The organism is Streptomyces mirabilis (assembly GCF_039503195.1).
In the GTDB taxonomy this organism is placed as follows: domain Bacteria; phylum Actinomycetota; class Actinomycetes; order Streptomycetales; family Streptomycetaceae; genus Streptomyces; species Streptomyces mirabilis_D.
The window spans coordinates 10,533,682-10,559,436 of record NZ_JBCJKP010000001.1 but is presented as its reverse complement, the minus strand read 5'-3'; the positions used below and the strand labels follow the sequence as shown (position 1 = coordinate 10,559,436).

Genomic DNA, 25,755 nt, shown 5'->3' with positions numbered 1-25,755 from the left:
GTTCGGTGGCCGGCGTCGGGCCCGTCGGAGGAGGCTCGGCCGCGCGGGCCACAGCGATCCGTTCCCGAGTGCGGTGCGGGGGGCGCTTGCCTCAGGCGCCGGCGATCGGCGGGACGGCGCCCGGTTCGGTGAGCGGCAGGCCGAGATGCGCGCGCTCGGTGACCCAGCGGGTCGGCCGGTACCGCGGGTCACCGGTGCTGCGGTGGAGCCCTTCCTGGAGGGCGAGCAGGCGCTGGGCCCCAATGCGGTCGCCCCAGGCCAACGGGCCGACGGGATAGCCGAGTCCCGCCGTGACCGCGATGTCGATGTCGCCGGGGGCCGCGATGGAGCGCTCCGCGACGGAGGCCGCCACCGAGATGATCGACGCCAGCACCCGCTGGGCGACCGAGCCCGCCGTGTCGCGCACGACGGACACCGGGACGGCCGCGGCACCGCCGGCGGCCCGCGCCAGCACCGCGCGCGCGTCGCGCACCGCGGTCTCGTCGGACGCCGGGGTCATGGACAGCACCCGGCGACGGGCGGTGAGGGACAGCGGGTCGACGCCCAGCGTGCGCTCGGCCGGCAGACCGTCCTCGGCGATCGCGCAGGCGACGGTCGTTCCCCAGACCGGGGACAGCACGAGAGCCTGCGCCGAGGGCGCGGATGCCATTTCGAGGGCCGCCCCCGACTCGCTGAGCACCGTGCGCAGTGTGTCGCTGTCCCGGCTCTCGCCGGCGACCCACACCGGCCGGTCGGCATCGCCGGTGACCGGTTGTTCCGGCAGGTCGGCGGGGGCCGGGATGCCGGGCCCGTACGCGTAGAAGCCGCGCCCGGTCTTGCGGCCGTGCAGGCCCGCCGCTACCCGGTTGGGAGCGAGGTAGGAGGGGCGCAGCCGGTCGGAGTGCCGGAAGCCCTGCCAGATGGAGTCGGTCACCGCGGCGGTCACGTCCAGGCCGGTCAGGTCCATCAGCTCGAAGGGGCCCATGCGCAGTCCGAGGACGTCGCGGACGATGCGGTCGATGCCCGTCGTGTCGCAGACGGACTCCTCCAGCAGCGCGAACGCCTCGGTGATCAGGCCGCGGCCGACGTGGTTGATCAGGAAGCCGGGGGTGTCCGACGCGACTACCGCGGCGTGTCCGGTACCCCGGACCAGTTCGCCGAGGGTCTGGGGGATCTCGGGGCGGGTCAGCGCGCCCGGAATGACCTCGACGGTCTTCATCAGCGGCACGGGATTGAAGAAGTGCAGGCCGCAGAGGCGGGACGGATCGAGGAGTCCCGACGCGATCTGCGTCACGGGCAGCGAGGACGTGTTGGTCGCGAAGATCGCACCCGCGGGCAGGACGTCCTCCAGCTGCCGGAACAGCTCCGTCTTGGTGGCCAGGTCCTCGCGGACCGCCTCGATGACGAGCTCCACGTCGTCGCCCGGCGCGGCCGGCGAGTCCACCGGGAGCAGCCGCGCCGCAGCGGCTCCGGCGGCCTCATCGGTCATCCGCTGCTTCTGCGCGGCGCGTTCGAGCATGCGCCGGACGAACCCGATGGCCTCGCCCACGGCCTCCTGCCGTACATCGGCGACTTCGACGGTGTGGCCGGCGACCGCCGCCCACTGGGCGATACCGCGGCCCATGGCACCGGCGCCGACAATCCTGATTCGCATGTGGATCTCGCCTCCCTCTCGGTTCTCGGATTTCCGCGCCCGCTCCAGTGGTGCGGGAGCCGGATCCGTCCTGCTGACCCGGTCGTTGCGGTCCGCAGCCGCCGGTGGAAACGCCCGCCCTCCCTGCCTCCCGCGCCCGGGCCGCGGTGACACCCGACGCATCGTGGCCCGGGCGCGGTGACCACCCACCGCCGGCGCACCCCTCCGGACCGCCGTCGGCCTGACCGCTCCGCTCTGGGAGACGCAAGTCCGCGCGAACGGCCGCCGTCCGAGGCGGACGGACGTGTCCGCCGGTGTGCCACGCCAGAACGCCCGTCACATGTCGCCAGGCCGGGCCTGCGCGGAGCGGTTGGGCGGACGGTCTTACGGTGCCAGCCGTAATCCATTAATGTCCAATACTAAATGGCACACGCTTTGAGACGTTCATTCGATGAATGACCGGGATGCGTCCCGGAGTCGGAACAGTGGGAACCACCATGGAACTGCGCCGCCTGGTCGCCTTCGTAGCCGTCGCCGAAGAGCTGCACTTCGGCCGTGCCGCCAAGCGGCTCCAGATGGCCCAGCCACCGCTGAGCCAGCAGATCCGGCAGTTGGAGAAGGAGCTGGGGGTCCAGCTCTTCGAGCGCAACACCCGCTCGGTCAAGCTCACCAGCGCCGGCCAGTCCTACCTGGAGCCGGTGCGTACCGTGCTCAAGGACCTCGACCTGGCCACACGGGCCGCCAGGGCCGCCGGGCTGGGCCAGTACGGGCAGGTGACCGTGGGCTTCGCCGGCGCCTCCAGCCATGAGAGCCTGCCCCGGCTGACCCGGGCCGTCAGGGCCGTCCACCCCGGCATCGAGCTGGTCCTGAAGGGGCAGACCTACGCCAACGCGGCCCTTGCGGGCGTCGCGGAGGGCTCGCTGGACCTCGGTTTCGTACGGCTTTCGGCCACTCCCCCGGGCGTGACACTGCGGGTCATCGGAGAGGAGGAGATGATCTGCGCGCTGCCCTCCTACCATCCCCTGGCCCAGCGCGATCGCATCCCGATCGCCGCCCTGGGCGAGGAGCCCTTCGTGAGTTTCCCCGCCAACGCCGGGTCCAGCCTGCGCGACGCGACGTTCCAGGTCTGCGACACGGCCGGGTTCACGCCGCGGGTGGTCCAGGAGGCTCCGGACTCCCACACCATCCTGGCGCTGGTGGCCGCCGGGGTCGGGGTGACGCTGACCCTGACGTCCTGCCTGCACGTCCAGCAGACCGGCCTGGTGTACCGCCCGCTGGCCGGGCCTCCCATCCGGCTCCAGGCGGCGCTGGCCTGGCGTACGGACAATCCGTCGGCCGCGCTGCACTCGGTCCTCGCCGTGGCCGAGGACGCCCTGCCGACCCCCACCCTGAGCACCTAGACGATTTCCGTCCGAGTCTGACGTGAATCAGGTATTGGATCTTCTTGGTGTCGGAGTGCGAGGCTCGGCAGGAACGGTTCCGCCGTAGAACTTCCCCACCAGGGAAAGGCAGTCGCATGTCCGAACAAGCCGATGTCGTCATCTGCGAGCCGCTGCGAACGCCGATCGGCCGCTTCGGCGGCGCGCTCGCGGGCCAGCGGGCGGCCGGTCTCGCGGCGCTCGTCATCGCCGAGATCGTCGGCCGCACCGGGATCGACCCCCAGCGGATCGACGAGGTGATCCTCGGACACGCCTACCCGACCTCCGACGCCCCCGCGATCGGGCGGGTCGCCGCCCTCGACGCGGGGCTGCCCGACTCGGTCACCGGCATCCAGGTCGACCGCCGTTGCGGATCGGGCCTCCAGGCCGTCCTCGACGCCGCCATGCAGATCCGCAGCGGCTTCAGCGATGTCGTCGTCGCGGGCGGGGTGGACGTCATGAGCGCGGCCCCCTTCTACACCCACGACGGCCGGTGGGGCATCAAGACGCCGAGCCTCGAACTCCACGACTCGCTGGCGCGCGGCCGGGCCACCGCCGGCGGTGTCAACCACCCCGTCCCCGGCGGCATGATCGAGACCGCGGAGAACCTCCGCCGCGCGTACTCCATCTCCCGCGAGGACCAGGACGCCCTCGCGGTGCGCTCGCAGCAGCGCACCGCGGCCGCCATGGCGGCCGGGCTGTTCAAGGACGAGATCGTCCCCGTCGCGGTGCGCACCCGCAAGGGCGAGGTCACCGTGACCGAGGACGAGCATCCCCGCCCCGGCACGACGGCGGAGCAACTGGCCGCGCTCCGGCCGATCATGGGCAGGTCCGACCCGGAGGCGACCGTCACCGCGGGCAACGCCAGCGGTCAGAACGACGCGGCGGCCGCGTGCCTGGTGACCACCCGCGCCACGGCCCAGCGGCTGGGCCTGACCCCGCTGGTGCGACTGTTGTCCTTCGCCCGCGCCGGGGTGCCTGCCGAGACCATGGGGCTAGGCCCGGTGCCGGCCACCCGCAAGGCCCTGGAGAGGGCCGGGCTCTCGCTCACCGACATGGGCCTGATCGAGCTCAACGAGGCCTTCGCCGCCCAGGTACTGGCCTGCACACGGGTGCTGGGTCTGACCGACGCCGACCACGAGCGGATCAACGTCAACGGCTCCGGCATCTCGCTCGGCCACCCCGTCGGGGCGACCGGCGCCCGGATCCTGGCCACCCTGGTGCGCGAGATGCACCGCAGGGGGACCCGCTACGGCCTGGAGACGATGTGCATCGGCGGAGGCCAGGGCCTGGCCGCGGTGTTCGAACACATCACGGGCTGACGCCCCACCGGACCGTAGGCACCGGTCGGCCGATGGCCGGCCGTCATCCAACGAGGCACTGAGCCAAGGAAACCGGAGTCCATCGTGACACTGACCGTCAACGGCATACCGGAGATCGCGAAGCTGGCCGGCCGCGACCTCGGACACTCCGAGTGGAGGGAAGTCACCCAGGCGCTCATCGACACCTTCGCGGCGGTCTCCGGCGACGGCCAGTGGATCCACACCGACGTCGAGCGCGCGGCCGAAGGCCCGTTCGGGCGCACGATCGCGCACGGCTACATGGTGCTCAGCTGGGGCATCCCCATGGTGGCGGAGCTCCTCCAGGTCACCGGCGTGGGCATGGCCCTCAACTACGGTGTGAACAAGGTGCGTTTCCCCACGCCCGTGCCGGTCGGCAGCAGGATCCGCCTGCACGCGGAGATCACCGAAGTACGCGAGGTGAGCCGGGGCGGGATCCAGGTGCACCGCGCCTTCACCTTCGAACTCGAAGGATCCGACAAGCCCGCCTGCGTCGCGGAGTCCCTCACGCACTACTACCCGTAAAGTGAGCCGTCCCCGGAAAACAACGACCTTGGCGGCCAGGCACCCTCGATTCCTCTGGCCGCCAAGGTCGTTCCTATGCCTCCGGCGGGTGACGTGCGACGCCCGGCAGAACCGCGCCCCCGGCCGCGAACCCGGCCACCTGTCCGTCACCCGCGCCGTCACGGTCCCGCGGCGGCGCGGGACGGCCGAAGACGTCGGGGAGGTACGAAGCATCCACGAGCGACGACACGGGCCTCAGATGGGCGAGTACGTCCGAGAGGTGGGTGTGTCGTGCCAGGGGTGGCACGAGGGCGAGGTGGGCGAGGCAGTCGAGGTCGTAGCGCAGCGCGGCGAGGCCGGGTTCGGTCAGTTCGACGGCGCCGGAGCGGCGGTGGGCCCGGCGGGAGCCGTTTCCGTAGACCGGACCGAGCGCGTGTCCGGGACGCGCGGTGAGGAGCGTGGTGCCCTCGTCGTCCGCGTCGGGGAGGAACGCCCGGTCATGGGCCCCGGCCTCGGCCAGGGCCCGGGCGAGGACCGCGGGTTCGATCAGCGGCAGGTCGGCGGGGAGCGCGGCGACACCGCACCCGGGATGGCCGGCGCGGGCGGTCAGTTCGCCTTGGCGCAGGGCCCCGTTGAGACCCGGGCCGGTCCCGAGGACGTGTCCGACACCGAGGCCGGCGACGGGTTCGAGGTCCTGGATCCGGTCGACCACGACGATCACCGTGGACACGCCGGGCGTGTGCCGCGCGGCGGCCACGGTGTCGCGGAACAGGGCACTCGCGACCCGCTGCCGGTCACGGGAGTCGAGTGCGAGGCGGCTCTTCGCCAGGCGGAGGTCCTTCTGCGGGATGACAACGGCCCAACGCACTTCGGAGCGCGCACGGTTGTCGCGGTGTCCGCCCATGCCGGCCGGGTGGTGGGCCCGGCCGTCCGCACCCCCGTCCGCGTGGCCGTGGTCGTGCCGGCCGGTGGTCATCGTACGAATCCGACACTCAGGGGTACGACCCGGTGGACTTCCGTGTCGAACCGGCGGGCCGCTTCCGCGCGTTCCGCGCTGACCTGGCCGTAGGTCGTCGAGCGCTGCCGGGCCGGCCGGCCGGCCGCTGCGGCGAGGGCCTCGATGTCCGCGATGGTCTTCATCGACCCGTTCGTCGAGCCCGCCATCCGGCTGATGGTCTCCTCCATCAGCGTCCCGCCCAGGTCGTTGGCACCCCCGCGCAGCATCTGTTCGCACTGCTCGGGCGACAGCTTGACCCACGAGCACTCGATGTTGTCGATGTACCCGTGCATCAGCAGGCGCGCGAGGGCGTGGACGGCCCGGTTGTCCCGGTGGGTCGGGCCCGGCCGGGCGATCCCGGCGAGGTAGATCGGGGAGGAGTGGTGCACGAAGGGCAGCGGTACGAACTCGGTGAACCCGCCCGTCTCCCGCTGGATGTCGACCAGGGTCCGCAGGTGCCCGACCCAGTGCCGAGGCTCGTCGACGTGTCCGTACATCATGGTCGCGGTCGTGGGGATCCCCAGTCCGTGCGCGGTCTTCACCACCCGGATCCACTCCGCGGCGGGGAGCTTGCCCTTGGTCAGGATCCAGCGGATCTCGTCGTCGAGGATCTCCGCCGCGGTGCCCGGCACGGAGTCCAGCCCCGCCTCGCGCGCCCCGGCCAGCCACTCGGACACGGAGATCCCCATCCGGGACGCGCCGCTGATGATCTCCATCGGGGAGAACGCGTGCAGGTGCATGTCGGGGCAGCGTTCCTTGACCGCGCGGGCGAGGTCGTGGTGGACGCTGCTGGGCAGGGCCGGGTCGATACCGCCCTGCATGCACACCTCCGTCGCGCCCACGGCCCAGGCCTGTTCGACCCGGTCGCCGACCTCGCCCAGCGACAGCCGGTAGGCGTCCGCGTCGGTCTCCCGCTGCGCGAACGCGCAGAACCGGCAGCCGACGTAGCAGACGTTACTGAAGTTGACGTTCCGGTTGACCACGTAGGTGACGGTGTCACCGACTGCGGACCGGCGGACCTGGTCCGCGAGCCGGCACATCGCGTCGAGCTCCGGACCGTCCGCATGGGCCAGCGCCAACGCCTGCGCGTCCGTGATGCCCGCAGGGTCTCGCTCGGCCGCCCGCAGGGCGTCGGCGACGTCGCGGTCGAGGCGCTCCGGCCCACTCGTGCCGGCCCCGGCGGGGAGGCTGCTGACCTGGTCGGCAAGGACCTGCCAGTCGCCGAACGCGTTGTCGAAGTCACCGCGCGCGGTGGTGAGGCGGCCTTCCCGGTCGATCGCGGTGTGCAGGTCGGTACGCCCGGACGAGACGGCCTCGGCGGCTTCCTGCCACGGCCTGCCCACCGGCAGCACGTCGGCGGCGAGGCCGGTGTCCGGGTCGGCGAGTGCCCGCAGGTGCGGCTGGACGCGGGCGTCCGCCCACGGGCTGCCCGCACGGATGTACTCCGGCTGCGCCGCGAGGCGTTCGCGCAGTTCGAGTCCGGCTCCGGCGGTGAGTTCCGCGAGGCGCTCCAGCTGCGGCCAGGGCCGTTCCGGGTTGACGTGGTCGGGTGTCAGGGGTGACACGCCGCCCCAGTCGTCGACGCCGGCCGCGAGCAGGAGCCGCAGCTCGTTCGGGTCGGACAGGTTCGGCGGGGCCTGGATCCGCATCTTCGGCCCCAGCAGGATCCTCGCGACCGCGATCGCCGCGAGGTACTCCTCCAGGTCCGCGTCCGGCACCGACTTCATGGCCGTGTCCGGCTTGGCCCGGAAGTTCTGCACGATCACTTCCTGGACCGCCCCGTACTGCCGGGCGATGCGGCGGATCTCCAGGATCGACTCGACCCGGTCCTCGGCGCTCTCGCCGATACCGATCAGGATCCCCGTCGTGAAGGGGATACTGCTACGGGAGGCGTCCTCGATCGTCCGCAGCCGCACCGCGGGGTCCTTGTCCGGGGACCCGTAGTGGCAGCCCCCCGGCTCCGCCCACAGCGACCGTGCCGTCGACTCCAGCATCAGGCCCATCGACCCTGCGACGGGCTTCAGGCGCTGCAGTTCCGTCCAGCTCATCACCCCGGGGTTCAGATGCGGGATCAGGCCGGTCTCCTCCAGCACCAGGATCGCCATCGCCCGCACATACGCCAGGGTGTCCTCGTAGCCGTGTACGTCCAGCCACTCCCGGGCGGCCTTCCACCGGGCCTCCGGACGGTCCCCGAGCGTGAACAGGGCCTCCTTGCAGCCCAGTCGGGCTCCCTCCCGGGCGATGTCGAGGACCTGCCCGGGTGTGAGATAGGCCTCCTCGACCCGGCCCGGGGTGGTCGCGAACGTGCAGTAGTGGCACCGGTCCCGGCACAGCCGGGTCAGCGGTACGAACACCTTCCTGCTGTAGGTGACGATGCCGGGCCGCCCCGCGTCGAGGAGACCCGCCGAGCGCACGGACCCGGCGACCTCGCACAGCGAGGCCAGGTCGTCGCCGCGCGCCCCGAGCAGGGCCGCCGCCTCCCGGCGGTCGATGTTCTTGCCCGCCCTGGCCCTGGCCAGGGCACGGCGTACGGGTGTGGAAGTCACCGCGGTCTCCTCACGTGGACGCTCGTGCATGGTCAGTGGGCGCGCAGGCCCATGGACCGCGCGATGAAGTTCAGCTGCACCGACGGCGGTCCGGCCACCACCCGGGCGATGATCCCGTCCGAGTGGTGCATCGGCAGCGTGTGGTCGCGGACGTAGCCGTACGCGCCCTGCAGCTGCACCGCCAGCGCCGACGCCTCGGCGTAGATCTGGCCGCACAGGAACTTGGCCATCGTGCTTTCCGTCTCGCACGGCAGGCCCGCGTCGAAGAACGCCGCCGACCGCTGCACCGCGCAGCGGGCCGCGTCCTTGCGAACGAACATCTCCGCGAGCGGCAGCGTCACACCCTGGTACGACGAGATCGTCTTCCCGAACTGCTCGCGCTCGTTGGCGTACTCGACCGTCATGTCCAGGACCTGTCCGACACTGCCCAGGAACCCCGAGCTGATCATGATCCGCTCCAGGACCAGCCGCTCCTTCAGGATCTGCCAGCCCTGGCCCGGCTCGCCCAGCAGGGCCTCGTCGGGGACCAGCACGTCGTGGAGGAACACCTCGTAGATCCCGCTGATGTTGCGGCCCAGGGCCGGCATCCGGCGGATCTCCACACCCGGGTGGTCTGAGGGGACCAGGAAGACGGCGAGGTCGTCGCGCTTGCGGCCGCTGTCGCCGGTCTTCGCGAACAGCTCCATCACCGTGCCCGGGATCCCCGCACCCTCGCAGTAGGTCTTCTGCCCGTTCAGCAGCCAGCCGCCCTCGACGCGTTCCGCCGTCGTCGACACGCTCGCCGCGTCCGAGCCGACGTCCGGTTCCGAGACCGCGATGGAGAACCTGCCGTCGCCGCGCAGCACGGGCTCGGCGTACTTCTCCCGCTGTTCGAGGGTGCCCCAGCGGATCAGGTCGCGGATCCCGCTGATGTTCAAGTTCAGCAGCGCGACCAGGTCCGAACTCGCCCGCCCGACCTCCTCGCACAGCGCGATCAGCAGGCCGGCCATGCCCTCGAGGGGTTCGTCGTCCGCGACGATGTCGTACCAGCCCAGCTGGGCGATCTCGCGGTAGAGGTGCTCGGGGTAGGAGCCCTCCTCGTCCCAGATCCGCACGTCACGCTGGGGAGCGTGACGTGCGATCACCGCACGGGCCGTGGCCCGCAACTGCTCCTGGTCCTCGGATTCGATGAAGGGGTTCGCGCTCATGGTTGTCGCCTTTCCGAAGGGGATCGGGCGGCCGGGTGGATCGGGTGGTCCGAACGGTGCGGTCGCCGCGGGGGAAGTCAGGTGGTGAGAGCCGTCCGAAGGGTCCGGACAAGATCGGACGGTGCGGCCGCGAACTGCTCGGCGAGGTGCCGGGCCCGGTGGCCGAGGTCCGCGGCCTCGACTACGTCGACCAGGCCGAGCCGGGCCAGGTCGTCTCCGGTGAAACGTTCATCCGCCACCAGCAGCCGGAACGCCGCCGCGGGACCGACGGCGGCCCGCAGGCGGCGGACCGTCTGGTCCGGGGGCAGGAAGCCCAGCCGGAGCTCCGGGAAGCGGAACATCGCGCCCGGAGTCGCCAGCGTGGCCACGGCAGCGACGGCCAGGGCCCATCCGCCGCCGACGGCCGGGCCCTGCACGGCGGCGACCGAGGCGGGGAACGCTTCGACGAGGTCGCACGCCTCCTCGATCAGTTGCCGGCGCAGGCCGGGCCGGCCCCCCGCGGTGCCGTCGTCCGACCGCACGTCGGCACCCGCGCAGAAGGCCGGGCCCTCCGCCTTCAGCAACAGGACGTCGACGCCCTGTCCGCGGGCGTCCTTGAGCGCCGCGACCAGCTGCTGGAGCAACGGGATGTTCATGGCGTTGCGCGCGTCGGGGCGGTTCAGCGTCACCGTCGCGACGCCGCTCACGATCTCCGACAGGCACAGCGGTGTCTGGTCCGCAACGGCGTTCATATGAGCTCCGGAAGGACTTCGGTGGTGAGCAGGTCCACGGCTTCCGCCGGGTCCGGGCCGACGGGGGCTCCGACGTATGCCTCGGTGAAGCCGGCCCCGCGGGCGTAGTCGAGGAGTTCGGCGAGCAACGCGATGCAGTCGCCGGGCGTTCCCGAGATGACGAGCTGGTCGGCCACGTACTGGGGCAGGAGTTCGGCCGCTGCGGCGATCCCCTTGCCCGCGTGGACGGCCTCGCGGGTCGCCGCGTAGTCGGGCTGTTCGAAGCCGACCTGCTGCAGGCTCTCGTGCGGCTGCTGGGAGACGATCAGGGCGGCCTGCCGGCGGGCGGCGGCGTTGGCGCGGTCACGGTCCGCCGAGACGGACACGTTCACTCCGTATATGCGGGTGAACTCCGGGCGGTCGCTGCGCTCCCGCCCGGCGTCGAGGCGGTCCAGGTTGCTGACCGCGTCGAACTGGCCGCTGCGGAAGGCCGCGAGGCTGTGCGCCGGGAAGTTGCTCGCGCAGATCACGCCGTCGGCCAACTCGCCCGTCATCTCAAGGACCTTGGGACCCGTGCCGGCCACGATCACCCGGACCGCGGGGTCGTCGACCCAGTCGAGGGACGCGCGACCGTCCGCACGCAGGCCCAGGTCCGCGCAGGTGAGGGGGTAGTCGCCCATGCGGACGCTCTCACCCCGCCAGAGCGCGCGGCAGAACCGGATGAGTTCGGCGACGCGGCCGACGGGCTGCCCCCGCTCCATCAGGGCGCGCACCAGGCCACCGCCGGTGCCGATCCCCATGCTCACCTGGCGGCCCGCCGGCATGAACTCGGCCAACGTGGCCATCGTGGACGCCTGTTCCAGGGGGTTGCGCCCGAACGGGAACGTCACCGCAGTGCCGACACCGGCACCGGTCCTGGCCGCGATCGCCCCCAGGACGGCGCCCACTCCTCGCGACTGCATCTGGTCGGTGACCCAGATCGTCTCGAAGGTCCGAGCGGCGACCTCGGCGACCTCGACCAGGCTCGGTCCACCTGCCCAGGCGTGTAGCTGAATACCCTTGATCATCGACTCTCGATTCACGACGGTGAACTTTGTCCACGATGCTGAATAAAAGGGATGCGCGAATCCATTCCGGCCGAGATTTCGAACATCTGTCGGCCGGTCATGGCGAGGCCGAATGCACGACCGCATCCGGCCTCGCCGGAGAATCAGCGACGAGCTGCCACGTAGTCGGGCTCAGTGAGGTACGTGCTCACGATTTCCTCGATCAACGGGCCATCGGCCTCACTGCGTTCCTTCAGCTCGATCCACCGCGGATCCGCCCTGAAGGCATCCCAGAACACGACTGCTGCGTTCACGTCATCGAACGCGCACAGGTAGTAGATCCGCCGCCGGTCGTCGACGACGTGCCAGAAACCCCTGAGGTCCAGACCGAATTCCCTGAAGAGGTCCAGGGTCTCGTCGGCGAAGCGCCGGTGCAGGTCCTCAGTCCGGTCCGGCAGCGCGATGTACTCGCGCAGTTCGAGGATCATGCCGGGATCCCGGAGACCGAGACGCCCGAACGGGTCTTGTAGCGCCGGTTGATGTTGATGAGAACGGCGGTGAGCGGCTCCAGCTGACGGGCCAGGCGCAGGACACCGCCGTCGATGCCGGGGCGGCCGGTGATCGTCGCGGCGAGGGCGGCGACCTTCTCCTTGGCGTCCTTGTCGTCGCCGACCACCAGGACGTCCTCGTGACCGAGGGGGCCCTCGGCCTCCCACAGGGAGACGGCGGACAGGTGGTGGAACGCGCCGACGACCACGGCGTCGGGCACGAGCCTCTGCGTCTGCTCGGCGGCGCTGCCGTCCTCGACGTCCAGGCCGTACGCGCCGCGCTTGTCGAAGCCGAGCGGGTTGACGCAGCTGATGACCAGCTTCCCCGCCAGCACCGGCGCGAGAGCCCCGATCAGTTCCTCGTGGCCGTCCCACGGCACGACGATCAGGACGGCCTCGGCCGCCTCGACGGCACCCCTGTTGTCCAGGCCGAGGACGTCGACGGCCGAGCCGACCCGCGCGCGGATCTCGGCCGCGGCCTCCTCGGCGCGCCCGGCTGAGCGGGATCCGATGACGACCTTGTGGCCGGCGCGGGCGAAGTGCAGGGCCAGGCCCTTGCCCTGTGGACCGGTACCTCCCACAACGGCGATAGTGTGGCTGTCCATGGTTCGTGCTCCTCAAGAAGGTGTCCGCGACCGGCGGTGCGGGTTCACAGGGCCGGCGGTGCGGGCGCCAGGCCTGTGGGTCTGGTGGGATCAGCCGGCGGATCGCTCCGGGCCCGCCTCCGGGTAGTCGGCCGGTACCCGGCCGCCACTGCGCACCGTGATGGCACGCGCGGCGGTGACCAGGTACGGGGCCAACTCGTCGATGTCCTGCGGCGTGAGATCCGTTCCCACGCCGAGCAGGCTGATCACGAGGCAGGGCTGCCCGTCACGGTCGAAGACGGGGAAACCCATGACGTTCAGCTCGGGGGCGTACTCCCCGAAGACGACTCCGAAACCGCGGGAGCGCACTTCCTCGCGGCGCGAATCGTCGTCCGCGGCCGGCACGCCGTCACGCCACGCGTCCGTCAGCCGGCTGAGCAGTGGCGCGTCCCGGTCGAACCGGGAGCCGATCTCGATGGTGATCTTGATGTCCTTGCGGCTCTCGATCTTCGCGATCGCGGTGAAGTGCCCGTCGGGCATCGGCGAGATCGCGAGACACGCCAGCTCGGTCCGCTCGGCCAGCCGCTCCATGAACGGCCGTGCCTCGGCGACCGGGGTGGTCCTGGTGACCGCCGCCACGCCGTACTCCACGAGCAGCGGTCCCAGGTTGTAGCGCCGGGTGTCGGAGCTGTACTCGATGAGACCTTCACTGACCATCGTCCGGATCAGGTTCGACGCCGTGCTCTTGGCCAGCCCACACGATTTGGCGAGCTCGGTGACCGTCGCCCCGTCGGCGTGCCGGACCAGGTGGTCGAGTACCCGTACCGTGCGCGACACCGCCGGCACGAGAACCCCGGCTCCCTGGTCGGCATCGTCGTCGACGACCACGTCGCTGGATTCGGAAGGCCCCTTCGCCACGACTCCTACTTTCCGGTCAGGGAAGTCTCAGTGCTTGGCTGAGTTCCCTACCAACTCGACAAAGTGGAACAGCGTACCGTCGGGGTCCGCCGCGAAGAGGATCTTCCACCCGTTCACCCCGTCGGGAGCCATGACGGTCTGAGGGGTGTGCAGGAACTTGACGCCCGCGACGCTCAGGCGGTCGTACTCGCCCTGGATGTCGTCCGTGAGGATCGAGAAGCGGCACAGGCCGGGGTTGACGGTGTCGGCGACGGACCGCTCGCGGGTCGCCGGCACGTCGCGCCACTCGATGATGTCGAGCATCGCTTCATCGGGCGCGTTGTTCAGGCGCATGTGCGCGAAGCGCAGCTTGCTGCCCTGGTCGATCATGAACGCCCGCGCGAGGTTGGCGTCGTCGACCTCCTTGTCCTGCACGACCTCGAAGCCCACGAGTCGGTAGAACTCGATGGTGCGGTCCATGTCGGTGACGTTGAGACCGACATGCCAGAATCTACGCATAGGTGGTCCCTCTCGTGATGTGTGTCTGTACGTGATGTGTGTCTGCAGGTGCCATCCGGGCACGCGCGCCGCCGGGCCGCCGTCTCGGGCGGCAGCGCCGCGGAAGGGAGCCGGTCAGTGCCGGGCCGGTGCGAGTTCGCGCCGCAGGAGCTTCCCGGTCTCCGTCCTCGGCAGGGACGAGACCACTTCGAACTCACGGGGTTTGGCGTGCGGCCCGACCGTGGCGGCCACCAGGTCGCACAGCTCCGAGCGGAGCGCCTCACCGACCTCACCGCCGGCCTCACCGTCGGTGAACCGCAGGAAGACCTTCACCCGCTGACCGATCCTGTCGTCCGGGATGCCGACCGCGGCGGCCTCGGCCACCAGCGGGTGGTTCACCAGGGCGTCCTCGATCTCCGAGGGGCCGATCCGGTAGCCGCGGCTCTTGATGACGTCGTCCGCGCGGCCCAGGTACTCCAGGCGCTGTCCATGAGCACGCCTGGCCAGGTCGTTCGTCCGGTGCCAGTCGCCGGCCGGGGGCACCGGGCCCTCGGTCCTCGCATCCCAGATCCCCAGGAGCGCGACCGGGTCGGGAAGCCGCAGGGCGATCTCGCCGACCTCACCGTGAGCGACCTCCCGGCCGTCCTCGCCGAGCAGCGCGATGGTGTGACCCGGATACGGGGCACCCATCGTGTCGTCGTCGACGGAGCCCAGCGCCGCCGAGTCACCGATGAGACCGTTCGCCTCGGTCTGGCCGTACGCCTTGTTCACGGCCTGCGACAGGTGCAGCCGGGACCACGCCATCTCCGAGCGCCCCGCCGGCTCGCCGCCGGTGACGACGGCACGCAGCCTGCGCTCGGGCGCCCGGCCGTTCGCCTGCAACAGGCGCAGGACGGAAGGCGGCAGGAAGGCGGTCGTGACACCGCACCGCGCGAACAGGTCCAGCGTGGCGTTCGCATCGAAACGCGTCTGCCGCTGCGCGACGACCGGGACGCCGAACGACCACGGGACGAGGAGCCCCAGCATGAGGCCACCGATCCACCCCCAGTCGGCCGTCCCGTAGTAGACGTCCCCGGGCTGGAACAACTCGAAGGCGTAGTCCACTCCGGCGTGGCCGAGCAGCACCTGGTGGCCGTGCAGGATGCCCTTGGGCGGACCGCTGGTGCCCGAGGTGTACATCAGCAGCGCGGGGGTCGTCGGACCGGCCGGCCAGGGTGCGGCGGAGTGGTCGTCGACCTTACGGCCGGCAATCCCCTTCCCCTCGGTCCCGTCGACCGTCAGCACGGCGAGGCCCTCGACGTCGCAGCCCGTCGACCGCAGCCGGTCAAGACCCAGCCCGTCGGTGACGAGCACCTTCGCCCCCGAGTCGCTCAGGCGGTGAGCGACCGAGCCGCCGGCCATGAGACGCGGGATCGGAAGGAGCACCGCCCCGGCGGCCAGCACTCCGAAGACGGCCTCCGCCGCGGCCGGCGAGGGGTCGAGGTAGAGCGCGATCCGGTCGCCCGGGGCGACGCCCTGCGCCCGCAGTACGTCGCCGATCCGCAGCGCGGCCTCCTGGACCTCGCCGAACGTGATCTCGCCGACTTCCTGCGGTCCGGCCGTGAGCACGGCCACCGCGTCCGGATCCTGCGCGAAGAGCGCGTCCTGCGCGATCGAGTAGTCCGCGGCCGGCGACCACCGGGAGACACCCCGAAGGTCCCGCAGGCGGGCGACGACCGGGACGTCGGCGCCCTGCGGCGCTAGTCCAGACGTGCCCATACGCTCTTCTCCTTCGTGAAGCTCTCGATCGCGCTGCGACCGAGGTCACTGCCGTAGCCGCTGTGGCGGAACCCGCGGTACGGCGAGGCCGGGTTGAGCACGCCCCAGCTGTTGATCCACACGTTCCCCGCGTCCAGCGTCCCCGCGAAGCGCAGGGCCCGGCCGACATCGCGGGTGAACACACCGGCCGCGAGGCCGTAGATCGTGTCGTTCGCCAGCTCGATCGCCTGCTCCTCGCCCTCGAACGGCAGCACACCGAGGACGGGGCCGAAGATCTCCTCGCGAGCGATCCGCATGTCCGGGGCCACGTCCGCGAACAGCGCCGGCCGGTAGAAGAAGCCCGGACCCTCTGCCGGAGCCTCGGTGCTGCCCGCCAGCAGACGGGCACCCTCCTCGGCGCCCGACACCACATAGGAGTGAACCGAGTCGCGCTGCGCCGCGTTGACCAGCGGGCCGATCTCCGTCTCGGGGTCGAGCGGGTCGCCGACCCGGGCCGCGTCGACCCGTGCCTTGACCAGCTCCACGACCTCGTCGTAGATCGGGCGCTCGACCAGGAGCCGGCTGGGCGCGGTGCAGGTCTCGCCCTGGTTGCCGTACATGGCCGTGAAGACCACGTCGGCGACCGCCTTCGGGGAGGCGTCCGCGAAGGCGACCAGCGCCGACTTGCCGCCCAGCTCCAGGGAGGTGGTGATCAGCCGGTCCGCCGCCATCCGGCCGATCTCCTGGCCGATCTCGGTCGAACCGGTGAAGGTGACCTTGCCGACGCCCGGGTGCTGGACCAGCGCGTTTCCCGCCACCGAGCCGCGGCCCGGCAGGACGTTCACGACGCCGGCGGGGATGCCGGCCTCCAGGGCCAGCTCACCCAGCGCCACCGGCACGAGGGGTGCCAGCTGCGCCGGCTTCAGGACAATGGAGTTGCCCATCGCCAGGGCCGGCGCGATCTTCCAGATCGACTGCACGGCGGGGAAGTTCCACGGGGTGATCGCACCGACCACACCGATCGGCTCGCGCACCGTGTAGTTCAGGAAGCGGCCGGGGGCCGGGGTCGTCCGCCCCTCGATCTTGGTCACGAGGCCGGCGAAGTACTCCACGGTCTCAACCATGACCGGCAGGTCGATCGTCGCGGACTCGCGGATCGGCTTGCCCATGTCGCGGGTCTGCAGCTCGGCGAGCCGCTCCTTGTTCGCTTCGATGAGCGCCGCGTAGCGCAGCATCAGACGGGTGCGCTGCGAGGGCCGCATCCGCTGCCACGCCTTGGCGCCGGCTCGCGCGGCCTCGACGGCGCGGGCGACGTCTTCCACGGTCGCCTCGGCGACCTTCGCGATGACGCTGCCGTCGGCGGGGTTGACGGTCTCGAACGTGGCTCCGTTCGAGGCGTCTGTGAGCTGGTCACCGAGGACCAGCGGAACACTGGAGGTGAGTGCACGCATGATCGGGTCTCCTTCGTTCGGGCCTCAGGGGAGACGGTGCGCGGTCGGCAGGACCGCCTCGGCGAGGGCCTGCAGTTCCTCCATCGCGGACTCGAGCGTGGCGTGCTCGAACGAGGTGTCGCAGATGAAATGGGTGACACCGAGGTCGCCGTACGCCTCGATCGTCTCGGCGTTGTAGGGCGCCTTGCGCAGCGGGCGCGCGGTGAGCGTGATCTCGCTCATGTCGCGGCCGGCCTGCTCCACGTACGACTTCAGCGTGGCGAGGTAGCCCGCGTAGTCCTCCGGGCCCACGGCCAGCGGGTGCCAGCCGTCACCGATGGCGGCGATACGGCGCAGCGACGCCTCGCTGTAGCCGGCGAACCAGACCGGTATCGTGCCGCGCACGGGTTTGGGGAACATCATGAAGTCGTGCAGGTTGTAGAAGTCGCCGTCCCAGGAGACCTCGTCCTCGGTCCACATCTGACGCATGGCCTTGACCATCTCGGTCACCCGGCGGCCGCGGTCCTTGAACGGCGCGCCCAGCGCCTCGAACTGCTCCTTCATCCAGCCGACGCCGATGGCGACGGACAGGCGGCCCTTGGACAGGACGTCGATGCTCACCAGCGTCTTCGACGTCTGTACCAGCGGGCGCCACGGCAGGATCAGGCAGGACGTGCCCAGCTCGACGGTCTCCGTCGCGGCCGCGGCCCAGGTCAGCGCGGTGAGGCAGTCCAGGTAGGGGGTTTCGGGCGCCCAGAGGAACTTGCCGTCGGCGGTGTACGGGTAGGCCGTCTCCACCTTCGTGGGCAGGGCCACGTGGTCAGTCATCCACAGCGAGTCGAAGCCGATCTTCTCCGCGTAGCGGGAGACCTCGCTGATCGCGTCCGGTCCGGCCCAGGGACCGGCGCCGGGGATCCTGATACCAACCTTCATGTGATGCTCCTGTCAGGACGTTGTGAGTTCAGCGGACGACGCGCGCGGCCAGCAGCCGTGCGATGTCTTGGTCGTTGTGGCCGAGCTCCTTGAGAAGCTCGGCGGTGTGCTCGCCCAGGGCGGTCGGCGGACGCTCCACACGGCCGGGAGTGTCCGACAGCTTGATCGGCAGGCCCGGCACCCGGACCTCGCCGAGGGCCTTGCTCTCCAGGTCGACGACCAGTTCGAGCGCGCGGATCTGGGGGTGCTCCACGGCCTCGTCGTACGCGAGGACCGGGGCGCAGATGATGTTCTGGTCGGTGAGCAGGGTGACGATGTCGTCCCGGTCGCGCTCGGCGAACCAGGGTGCGAGCACCACGTCGAGTTCCTCGCGGTGGGCCAGCCGGCTCGCCGCGTTCGTGAACCGCTCGTCGTCGAGCAGGTGCTCGGCGCCGGCCGCCTTCACGAACCGCTCGAAGTGCCGGTCGTTGAAGGCGACGACGTGGACGGCCCCGCCGTCGCGCGTCGCGTACGCGTTGTACGGCGCGTAGAAGTTGCTCGCGTTGCCGACGCGCGGTGCCACGTAGTCGGCCAGCATGTACTGGCCCAGCCACGGCGACTGAAGGTGGAACAGCGAGGCCACCAGTGACACCGAGCCGTTCTGGCCGGCTCCGGTCTTCTGCTTCGCGAAGAGCGAGACCAGGGCCGCGATGGCGACCAGGTATCCGGCCGAGCTGTCGGCCACCGGCGGGCCGGCCTTGATGCCGCGGCCGTCGGAGTCCCCGGTGGCCTGGATCATGCCGGTGAGGGCCTGGGCGACAGGATCCAGCGCGGGCCGGCCGGCCGACGGGCCGCTGTCGCCGTAACCGCTCACGTTCAGGCAGATCAGGTGGGGGTGGCGCTCCCGGAGCTCCTCGGCGGTCAGGCCGAACTTGGCGTGGGCAGCGGGGAGCATGTTCTCGATCAGCACGTCGGCGCTGGCGCACAGCTCGTGGAAGAGCTCCCGGCCCTCCTCCGTGCGCAGATCGAGTGCGATCGCCCGCTTGTTCCGGTTGACCCCGGCGTAGACACCGCTCATGCCGTTTCGGCCGGGGCCGAACGTACGGGACTCGTCCCCTGCGATGGGCTCCACCTTGACCACGTCGGCACCGAAGTCAGCCAGGATCGACGCGCCCAGCGGGCCCGCGACCATCGTCGCGGCGTCGATCACCCGCGTTCCTGCCAAAGCCCGAACCTGCTGAGTCACCCTTGACCACCGTGTTCATTATCTCGAACTCGCGCCAGCATTTGGAACGACGATAGGTAGGGTGTTCATCGGCGTCAAGACTCGCCTGGGGACTTCCTGAGAAGGCCCTCTGGCCCCGGGGCCCTGACGCCGGGGCGCCGACGACCGGACCGAAGGGCCGGCGCGCAGGCCTGACACATCGCCAGATCGCTACACCTGACGGCAACTTGGAGTCGAACTGATGGCGCATCACCGGAGAGTGGCGAGGACCCCGGCCGAGCCCGGAGGAGCCGCGAAGAGACCTCGGCCAACGGGAGTCGATCAAGGAATCCGCCGCTCGCCGGGAGTTTCGCTCGCACGTCCAGCCGCACCGGCGACGGCGTGTACAGTGCTGCCGATCACCCACACCCCCCGGGAATTGGCCCGTTCTGCCGCCTTTGCCCTGCCGTGCGGGAGATCCTTCGGTACCCCGAAGCTCCCGGGCTTCCAGCGCCCCGCACGGTCGGCGGCCGGCCCGCCGGGCCACCCACATCCACACAGCGGACATGTGGCGCATTCCACACCAGCAGCATCATTCCGGCCGGGTCGCGACAGGACGTCCTTGCAGCGACACCCCCGTCCCGGACACACCTCCGCCGGGCCCGCCCGGATGCGACCGGCGAGCGGACCGCCTACAGGACACAGCCACCTCTGAGGAAGGCGTTCATGCACACGATCGATCTCGCCTACGTGGGGCGCGGTCCCCACGAGGAGCTAGTCACCTACATCGCGGACCAGCAGGACTTCTACGCCGACGCCGGTGTCCACGTCGCCCTGCGGGACGGCTCGATCTGGGACCCGGAGCGGCTGCGCCGCGGGGCCGTCATCGGCCTGGGCCGGACGCTGCTGTCCCGGCTGGTCGGCGGCATCCCATGGGTCGCGCTCAATGTGAACACCCAGCAGCCCCAGTTCTGGTTCCTCGCCCGGCCCGGCCTGGACTCGCTGGCCGACCTGGCCGGGAAGCGTCTGGCCGTGCATCCGCACCACACCGGGCCCGGCTGCTTCACCCGCATCATGCTGCGCCAGGCCGGACTGGACCCGGACCGCGATGTCGAGACCATCGTCCGTGCACCCGGCGACTACGGCATGGACCTGCGCAGGCTGCGCGCGGGCACGATCGACGCCGCGGTGGTGGGCGACACCCTGGTGCCCGAAGCCGTGGCCGCCGAGAACGGCTGGCGGGTGCTGGCCTTCGCCGGTGACCTCTTCCAGATCCCGACCGTCGGTGTGTCCGTCGACCCGACCTACACCGATCCGGAGGACCCCGCGGTCCAGGCCGTCGTGCTGGCCCACCGGCGCGCGCTACGGGTGATCCGGGACGAGCCCGACACCACGGTCAGGTATCTCCAGGCCTTCCTCAACGGACACACGGAAGAGGAAGTCCGGGCGCACTACGAGAGGTTCATCGCCCCGTCGTTCGGCATCGACGGTCAGGCGGACCTCGCCACCGCCGAGACGGCCGTCAAAGCGGTCGCCGCCGAACTGGGCGTGCCCGCCACGTTCACCGCGGCGGATTTCTATCGCACCCGACCCACCACGGCTTAGGCCGCGGTGTCTTTTCGCAGCATCAGAGAAAGGCTGGCTTGTGAAAGAGTTCCTGATCGAGGTCACCACCAACATTCCCGACGGAACCGAGGCGGCCGAGGTCGACCGCCGTCGCGCCGCGGAGGCCGCCCGGGCCGTCGAGTTGATCGCCTCCGGCCACCTGGTCCGGATCTGGCGTCCGGTGGGTGAGATGCGCAGCATCGCCCTGTGGCGGGCCAACGACGAGGCCGAGTTGCGTGACAGGATCCTGAGCACCTTGCCGCTGTGGTCCTGGATGACGTCCGTCGTCACCCCTCTTGAGTCGCACCCGAGCGACCCTGGCAAGGCGGACACCACCGTCTGACTTTTCTTCCTCCGTGCACCTGCCCGGCTGCGGTCGGAGCGGTCGGCGGGTGTGCGGGGCAGTGCGTGCCCACGGAGGGAGACCGGGGTTCCCGGTGCCGCCTGCCGCGGTCGCGAGACCGGGAAGCCGATTCCGGAAGTGGCTGGGGATCTGGGCATCCACCCGGGGACGTTGCGCAGCTGGGTGTCGCGGGCGAGGCGCAACGGTTCGCCGTCGTCGGATCGGCCGGTGGCCGAGCCATCGCCCGGCGGCCGTCTTCGGGAGAGCGAGCGGTCTGAGCTGGAGCGGCTGCGGGCCGAGGCCCGGGAGAAGGACAAGCGCATCCGCGAGTTGGAGATGGAGCTTCCCAATCTCGTTGTCAATCGGTAGGCGTAACAGACGGTGTTGATGGGTAGCGCTGTCCGTCACGGATCATCGCCCACAGGACGTTGACGCGGCGGCGGGCAAGGGCAAGCAGGGCTTGTTGGTGCCCTTTCCCCTCGCTGCGCTTCCGGTCGTGGTACGCCTTGGATGCCGGGCAGCCTCGCAGGCTGACCATGGCCGAGAGGTACATGGCTCGCAGCAGTCCGCGGTGGTAGCGCCTGGGCCGGTAGAGGTTGCCGCTGACGCGGCCGGAGTCACGGGGTCGGGGCGCCAGGCCAGCGAAGCCGGCCAGCCGGTCTGCGCTGCCGAAGGCGTCCATGTCGCCGCCGGTCGCGGCGATGAACTCGGCGCCGAGTCCGGGGCCCATCCCGGGCAGGCTGCGGATCACCTCGGCATTCGGATGCTCGAGAAACCGGGCCTCGATCAGAGCGTCGCGTGATGTGTGCAAGCGATTCGTGGCGTTGTGGGTGAAGTAGCTGAGGCAGACCCGGCTGTCGCGGTCCGGGTGATCAGCAGCTGCAAGCCCGAGCAGAAGATTCCCTACCGCACCGCCTGCCGGGCGCTGGGGTGTCCGAGTCGTGGTTCTACAAGTGGCGGGATCGTCCGCCGACAGCGCGTGAGGTGCGCCGGCGGCAGCTGGCCGAGGAGATCGAAGAGGTCTTCCACGGCTCGGGTGGCACCTACGGCTCGCCGAAGGTGTTCATCGAGCTGGTGCGCAGAGGCTGGCGAGTGTCGGTGAACACGGTCGCGAAGGTCATGGCCGAACTCGGGCTGGCCGGCCGGAAGGTGCGTCGCCGCCGGTCGCTGACGAGACCGGGCAAGCGGCCGGCCGCCGCGGACTTCGTACGCCGGGACTTCACCGCCGAGGAACCCGATCTCGTCTGGGCGGGCGATCTCACCGAGATCGAAACCGGCGAGGGCAAGCTGTACTTGGCGACGGTCATCGACCTGTTCTCCCGTCGCCTTCTCGGCTACGCGATGGCCGCCCGTCATGACGCCGACCTGGTCGTCGCGTCCCTGAACATGGCCGCGGCCACCCGCGGCGGCGACGTGCGCGGCGTGATCATGCACACGGGGCAGCGAGTACTGCTCACGACGGTTCAAGCGGGCTTGCCGAAAGCTCGGCATCGTCCAGTCCATGGGCAGAGTCGGATCTTGTTTCGACAACGCCGTGAGCGAGGCGTTCAACAGCGTGCTAAAGGTCGAGTACGTCCACCGGCATGCCTTCCGGACCCGCACCGAGGCCCGCATCAAGATCGCCACCTGGATCACCGACTTCTGCAACGCCAGAAGGCTACACAGCGTGTGCGGGTTCAAGAGCCCGATCGACTACGAACGTGACTACCGAGCCACCCTCGCCGAGGGACTGGCCGCATAGACCGTCTCCACGCTGCGAGGGGATTGACACGCAGCGGCAGCACCATTGGCGCCAGGCCCGCCGGGGCCGCAGACGCTCGCTTTCGCCGTCGGCGGCACATCAGACCACGCGCTCCTTGGCGTTGGTCCTCGCCGTCGGAGTCTCGGCCGGTGTCGGGTGGATTCCGGCGAAACCGAGGAACGCACCGAAGGCCGTCAGGCCGGCGGCGATGGTGAAGCTGAAGGCGTAACCGTGTGCGACGGCGGTCACCGGGTCGGTGCCGGCACGTTTCAGCACGGCGGCGTGGCCGGTGCCCAGTGAGACCAGGGCGGCCAGGCCGATGGCGCTGCCGATCTGCATAGACGCATTGTTCATGCTGGTGGCGATGCCCGCGTCCTCACCGGTGGCGCCGTCCACTCCGGCGACAGTGGATCCGACGAGGACGAGGCCACCGCCCAGCGGCACGAGGATCAGTCCGGGCAGTACGTCGGCCGCATAGGTTCCGTGGCTGCTCAGCCCGGCAAGGAGGAGGTAGCCGACCGTGGTGACCGCAAGCCCTCCTCCGTTCAGGGCCCGCAGGCCGAACCGGGGAAGGAGGCGGGGGGCCATCACGGTGGCGCTGAAGAGAATGACCAACCCGAACGGTACGAAGGCGAATCCGGTCGCCAGCGCGGAGAAGTGCAGTATGTGCTGGACATACAGGCTCAGCGAGAAGAAGAGGGTGGCGAAGCCGACGTAGTAGCAGATGCGAACGACGTTGGCGATGCTCCGGTTACGTGAGCGCAGGAATGCGAGAGGCACCAGGGGCTGGGCCACGTGAGCCTCCACCAGCACGAAAGCGATCAAGCAGAGCACACCGATCCCGAGGCAGCCCAGGACGGGGAACGAGAACCATGTGTGGCCGTCCTTCTCCAGGAGGCCGAACACGACCAGGAGCAGACCGAGAGTGACGGTCACGGCGCCGAGGACGTCAGGCCGACCCCGCTTGGTGGCCCGGCTTTCGGAGACGAGCTTGAAGGTGGCGAAAAAAGCGACCGCGGCGATGGGCAGATTGATGAAGAATATCCAGCGCCAGGAGGCGATGGTGGTCAGGACGCCCGAGAGCACGACGCCCAGCGCCACACCGACTCCGGCCAGGCCGCTCCAGATGGCCATGGCCCGTGCCCTTTCCTGCCGCTGTGTGAACAGCAGCGTCACCAGGGACAGGGCCGCCGGGCTGACGAGTGCCGCACCGACGCCCTGTACGAAGCGGCCGGCGATCAGTACACCGGCCTGCTGGGCCGCTCCGGCGCTCGCCGACGACAGCGCGAAGATCGCCAAGCCGGTCAGGAAGAGGCGTCTGCGGCCGAGCAGATCGCCCAGGCGCCCGCCGAGCATCAGCAGCCCACCGTAGGTGACGGTGTAGCCGTTGACGACCCATGCCAGGCCCGTGGTCGTGAAGCCGAGATCGTGCTGGATGGGAGGCAGCGCGACATTGACCACGGTCACGTCGAGGAGCAGCATCACCTGCACCAGGCAGATGATCCCGAGCGCGCGCCATCTGCGCGGATCCGGTTCGGGAGTGGGACTGATCGGAGTCATCACTGATTCCCTTCTGTTCGGCCGGGCCGCCGCCGTGCCCCCGGACGCCGTCTCAGGAGGCGAGGGCGCGAGCCGACCCGGCGCACGGACATTTCCTGAGGTGTTCAACTCGCAGGCGCCGGGTGTGCGTGGCCGCGGACCAGGACAGGGAGGGTGCACATGTGGTCTTCGCTGCGGGCTCGTCGCCGATCCCGGTGCCGGTACCGGGATCGACACCGGAGCGGACCCGAAACACCTTCGGGTGCCGCCGCCTCCGAGAAACGGCGTCGGCACCTGCGGTGTCCCAGCAGGGATGCAGGGGTCAGCCCCGCGCCCTCATCCCCCGGCGGTACCCCGGGTGCGCCCGATAGGGACTGACACTCGACTCGCCCAGCATCCAGAAGCGCCAGGGGAACGAAGCAGCAGGACCGCCCACCCCCGTCCGCGGCCCTTGGCCAACTCGCGCGGACGCGACGCCCCCGGCGGGCTCCGCGAGAAACAACTCGGCCCCTGCATCGCATGCTGACTGCCCGTCATGGCGCAGATCGCCGATGCCCAACGCCCGGGCGAGGTTGGCCGGGCCACGCGCCAGGTCGCGCGCCCGCACCCCAGGCCCCCGGCGTTCTTGCGCCACGTCTGCTCCCTCCACGACGGTGCCGGCCCGGAGCAGCACCGAAGCGGGACGCCGCCCCGGTCCGCAGACGGCGTTCAGGCACCGATGCACTGCGTGCGTCCGGTACACATAGAACGTCCCCGGGGCACCGAACTCCGCTCGATTGGTCCGGTTCGGGCCCCGGAACGCGTGCGAGGCCGGATCGTCCGGCCCCTCGTACGCCTCGACCTCGGTGATACGCACCGCCGTCACGCCGCGCTGCGAGCGCGAGACCACGAGAGCCCCGAGGAGTTCGGGAGCCACTTCAAGGGCGGGCCGGTCGAAGAAGTGCTCGCGCAAGGCGGGCCGCCCTGCCGACGCCGCCCCTGGCCCATCGAACGCTCGCAACTGCTCGTGACCGGTCCCGCCCGGGACCGTCATGTTCTCTGTCAAGCCGCTGCCTCCTGTCGAGATTCCGGGTCGCCGGATCCCGCGACCTCACAGTCCCAGCGCACTCCTTGCGTCACTCCATGGCCGTAGAAGCTGCCGTGGAGCGCTCGGATACGGACTTTCGAGCCAGATGCCCGCCATGCCGTTGGAAGAGGGAACAGGCTTCGGAGCGAGGTGACTTCGAGGCGGAGCATGCGATCTACGCTGTGGACGCGATGCTGGACCATCCGCGGTCGGGTGACCGTTTCCGGGGCCGCGAGACGATCGCGGCGCAACGCGGCGGGCACCCGGCCGACCGGCACTTCCCCCTGCGCA

General features: G+C 70.6%; 23 protein-coding genes and 2 pseudogenes. 8 read left to right on the top strand and 17 right to left on the bottom strand.

Translation table 11 applies throughout. The features are described 5' to 3' along the window. Positions 1–91: 91 nt before the first annotated feature. The gene (locus AAFF41_RS48185) at positions 92–1,633 is read right to left on the bottom strand and encodes a 3-hydroxyacyl-CoA dehydrogenase (protein ID WP_343326070.1); all 1,542 of its coding nucleotides are present in this window, start codon (positions 1,631–1,633) and stop codon (positions 92–94) included. Between the two features lie 476 nt (positions 1,634–2,109). On the opposite strand from AAFF41_RS48185, the gene AAFF41_RS48180 reads away from it, so the two are divergent. The 3 genes from AAFF41_RS48180 to AAFF41_RS48170 all read left to right on the top strand — a co-directional run bounded on the left by AAFF41_RS48180 (position 2,110) and on the right by AAFF41_RS48170 (position 4,895). Next, positions 2,110–3,012: a LysR family transcriptional regulator gene (locus AAFF41_RS48180; protein WP_319752742.1), complete on the top strand. Its 903-nt coding sequence runs from the start codon at positions 2,110–2,112 to the stop codon at positions 3,010–3,012. Between the two features lie 116 nt (positions 3,013–3,128). Continuing rightward, positions 3,129–4,352 carry an acetyl-CoA C-acetyltransferase gene (locus tag AAFF41_RS48175; RefSeq protein ID WP_343326069.1) on the top strand — a complete coding sequence of 408 codons (1,224 nt, stop codon included), beginning with the start codon at positions 3,129–3,131 and terminating at the stop codon, positions 4,350–4,352. A gap of 84 nt (positions 4,353–4,436) precedes the next feature. Further along, positions 4,437–4,895 carry a MaoC family dehydratase gene (locus tag AAFF41_RS48170; RefSeq protein ID WP_319752698.1) on the top strand — a complete coding sequence of 153 codons (459 nt, stop codon included), beginning with the start codon at positions 4,437–4,439 and terminating at the stop codon, positions 4,893–4,895. A gap of 73 nt (positions 4,896–4,968) precedes the next feature. Here AAFF41_RS48170 and cofC read toward each other — a convergent pair whose 3' ends face one another. The 13 genes from cofC to AAFF41_RS48105 all read right to left on the bottom strand — a co-directional run bounded on the left by cofC (position 4,969) and on the right by AAFF41_RS48105 (position 19,212). Next, on the bottom strand, positions 4,969–5,850 hold the full coding sequence (cofC, locus tag AAFF41_RS48165) for a 2-phospho-L-lactate guanylyltransferase (protein ID WP_319752699.1): 882 nt from the start codon (positions 5,848–5,850) through the stop codon (positions 4,969–4,971). Then, on the bottom strand, positions 5,847–8,447 hold the full coding sequence (locus AAFF41_RS48160; protein ID WP_343326068.1) for a bifunctional FO biosynthesis protein CofGH: 2,601 nt from the start codon (positions 8,445–8,447) through the stop codon (positions 5,847–5,849). The genes cofC and AAFF41_RS48160 overlap by 4 nt, the downstream gene beginning before the upstream one ends. 2 nt (positions 8,448–8,449) lie before the next feature. After that, positions 8,450–9,604 carry an acyl-CoA dehydrogenase family protein gene (locus AAFF41_RS48155; RefSeq protein WP_319752701.1) on the bottom strand — a complete coding sequence of 385 codons (1,155 nt, stop codon included), beginning with the start codon at positions 9,602–9,604 and terminating at the stop codon, positions 8,450–8,452. A gap of 77 nt (positions 9,605–9,681) precedes the next feature. Further along, positions 9,682–10,335: an enoyl-CoA hydratase/isomerase family protein gene (locus AAFF41_RS48150; RefSeq protein ID WP_319752702.1), complete on the bottom strand. Its 654-nt coding sequence runs from the start codon at positions 10,333–10,335 to the stop codon at positions 9,682–9,684. Then, positions 10,332–11,381, bottom strand: coding sequence for an LLM class flavin-dependent oxidoreductase (locus AAFF41_RS48145; protein WP_319752703.1), 1,050 nt, complete (start codon positions 11,379–11,381; stop codon positions 10,332–10,334). The genes AAFF41_RS48150 and AAFF41_RS48145 overlap by 4 nt, the downstream gene beginning before the upstream one ends. 143 nt (positions 11,382–11,524) lie before the next feature. Beyond that, positions 11,525–11,848, bottom strand: a complete 324-nt coding sequence (locus AAFF41_RS48140; RefSeq protein ID WP_319752704.1) for an NIPSNAP family protein — start codon at positions 11,846–11,848, stop codon at positions 11,525–11,527. Then, positions 11,845–12,513 (bottom strand): NADPH-dependent F420 reductase, encoded by a 669-nt coding sequence (npdG, locus tag AAFF41_RS48135; RefSeq protein WP_319752705.1) that lies wholly within the window; start codon positions 12,511–12,513, stop codon positions 11,845–11,847. Before npdG ends, AAFF41_RS48140 begins: the two co-directional genes overlap by 4 nt. Before the next feature lie 90 nt (positions 12,514–12,603). Continuing rightward, positions 12,604–13,410, bottom strand: coding sequence for an IclR family transcriptional regulator (locus AAFF41_RS48130; protein WP_319752706.1), 807 nt, complete (start codon positions 13,408–13,410; stop codon positions 12,604–12,606). 27 nt (positions 13,411–13,437) lie between these two features. Next, the gene (locus AAFF41_RS48125) at positions 13,438–13,908 is read right to left on the bottom strand and encodes a VOC family protein (RefSeq protein WP_319752707.1); all 471 of its coding nucleotides are present in this window, start codon (positions 13,906–13,908) and stop codon (positions 13,438–13,440) included. Between the two features lie 114 nt (positions 13,909–14,022). Beyond that, on the bottom strand, positions 14,023–15,645 hold the full coding sequence (locus AAFF41_RS48120; protein WP_319752708.1) for an AMP-binding protein: 1,623 nt from the start codon (positions 15,643–15,645) through the stop codon (positions 14,023–14,025). Then, entirely contained in the window at positions 15,627–17,075 is a 1,449-nt protein-coding gene (locus tag AAFF41_RS48115; RefSeq protein WP_319752709.1) for an aldehyde dehydrogenase family protein, read from the bottom strand. Before AAFF41_RS48115 ends, AAFF41_RS48120 begins: the two co-directional genes overlap by 19 nt. 24 nt (positions 17,076–17,099) lie before the next feature. After that, positions 17,100–17,987, bottom strand: a complete 888-nt coding sequence (locus tag AAFF41_RS48110; protein ID WP_319752710.1) for a TIGR03619 family F420-dependent LLM class oxidoreductase — start codon at positions 17,985–17,987, stop codon at positions 17,100–17,102. Between the two features lie 28 nt (positions 17,988–18,015). Continuing rightward, positions 18,016–19,212 carry a CaiB/BaiF CoA transferase family protein gene (locus tag AAFF41_RS48105; protein WP_343326067.1) on the bottom strand — a complete coding sequence of 399 codons (1,197 nt, stop codon included), beginning with the start codon at positions 19,210–19,212 and terminating at the stop codon, positions 18,016–18,018. Between the two features lie 684 nt (positions 19,213–19,896). Between AAFF41_RS48105 and AAFF41_RS48100 the strand changes: the two genes are divergently transcribed. Genes AAFF41_RS48100 through AAFF41_RS48090 form a run of 3 tightly spaced genes read left to right on the top strand, consistent with a single transcriptional unit; the run spans position 19,897 to position 21,487 of the window. Next, positions 19,897–20,775, top strand: a complete 879-nt coding sequence (locus AAFF41_RS48100; RefSeq protein ID WP_343326066.1) for an ABC transporter substrate-binding protein — start codon at positions 19,897–19,899, stop codon at positions 20,773–20,775. 40 nt (positions 20,776–20,815) lie between these two features. Further along, positions 20,816–21,118 (top strand): muconolactone Delta-isomerase family protein, encoded by a 303-nt coding sequence (locus tag AAFF41_RS48095; RefSeq protein ID WP_095856953.1) that lies wholly within the window; start codon positions 20,816–20,818, stop codon positions 21,116–21,118. 51 nt (positions 21,119–21,169) lie between these two features. Continuing rightward, the gene (locus AAFF41_RS48090; RefSeq protein WP_319752713.1) at positions 21,170–21,487 is read left to right on the top strand and encodes a transposase; all 318 of its coding nucleotides are present in this window, start codon (positions 21,170–21,172) and stop codon (positions 21,485–21,487) included. On the opposite strand, the pseudogene AAFF41_RS48085 reads toward AAFF41_RS48090, so the two are convergent. After that, positions 21,477–21,914, bottom strand: a pseudogene (locus tag AAFF41_RS48085) (transposase); the annotation flags it as partial. The gene AAFF41_RS48090 and the pseudogene AAFF41_RS48085 overlap by 11 nt on opposite strands. A 134-nt stretch (positions 21,915–22,048) precedes the next feature. Here AAFF41_RS48085 and AAFF41_RS48080 point away from each other — a divergent pair. Together AAFF41_RS48080 and AAFF41_RS48075 are read left to right on the top strand one after the other, a co-directional pair. Further along, positions 22,049–22,543: pseudogene (locus tag AAFF41_RS48080) on the top strand (DDE-type integrase/transposase/recombinase); the annotation flags it as partial. Between the two features lie 76 nt (positions 22,544–22,619). Beyond that, positions 22,620–22,859 carry an integrase core domain-containing protein gene (locus AAFF41_RS48075; RefSeq protein ID WP_343326065.1) on the top strand — a complete coding sequence of 80 codons (240 nt, stop codon included), beginning with the start codon at positions 22,620–22,622 and terminating at the stop codon, positions 22,857–22,859. 99 nt (positions 22,860–22,958) lie between these two features. Here the strand turns inward: AAFF41_RS48075 and AAFF41_RS48070 are convergent, their stop codons facing one another. Both AAFF41_RS48070 and AAFF41_RS48065 read right to left on the bottom strand, forming a co-directional pair. Then, positions 22,959–24,419 carry an MFS transporter gene (locus AAFF41_RS48070; protein WP_319752714.1) on the bottom strand — a complete coding sequence of 487 codons (1,461 nt, stop codon included), beginning with the start codon at positions 24,417–24,419 and terminating at the stop codon, positions 22,959–22,961. A gap of 301 nt (positions 24,420–24,720) precedes the next feature. Next, a complete protein-coding gene (locus tag AAFF41_RS48065; protein ID WP_343326468.1) occupies positions 24,721–25,431 on the bottom strand; it encodes a DNA-3-methyladenine glycosylase in 711 nt (236 codons plus the stop codon). Positions 25,432–25,755 lie beyond the last annotated feature (324 nt).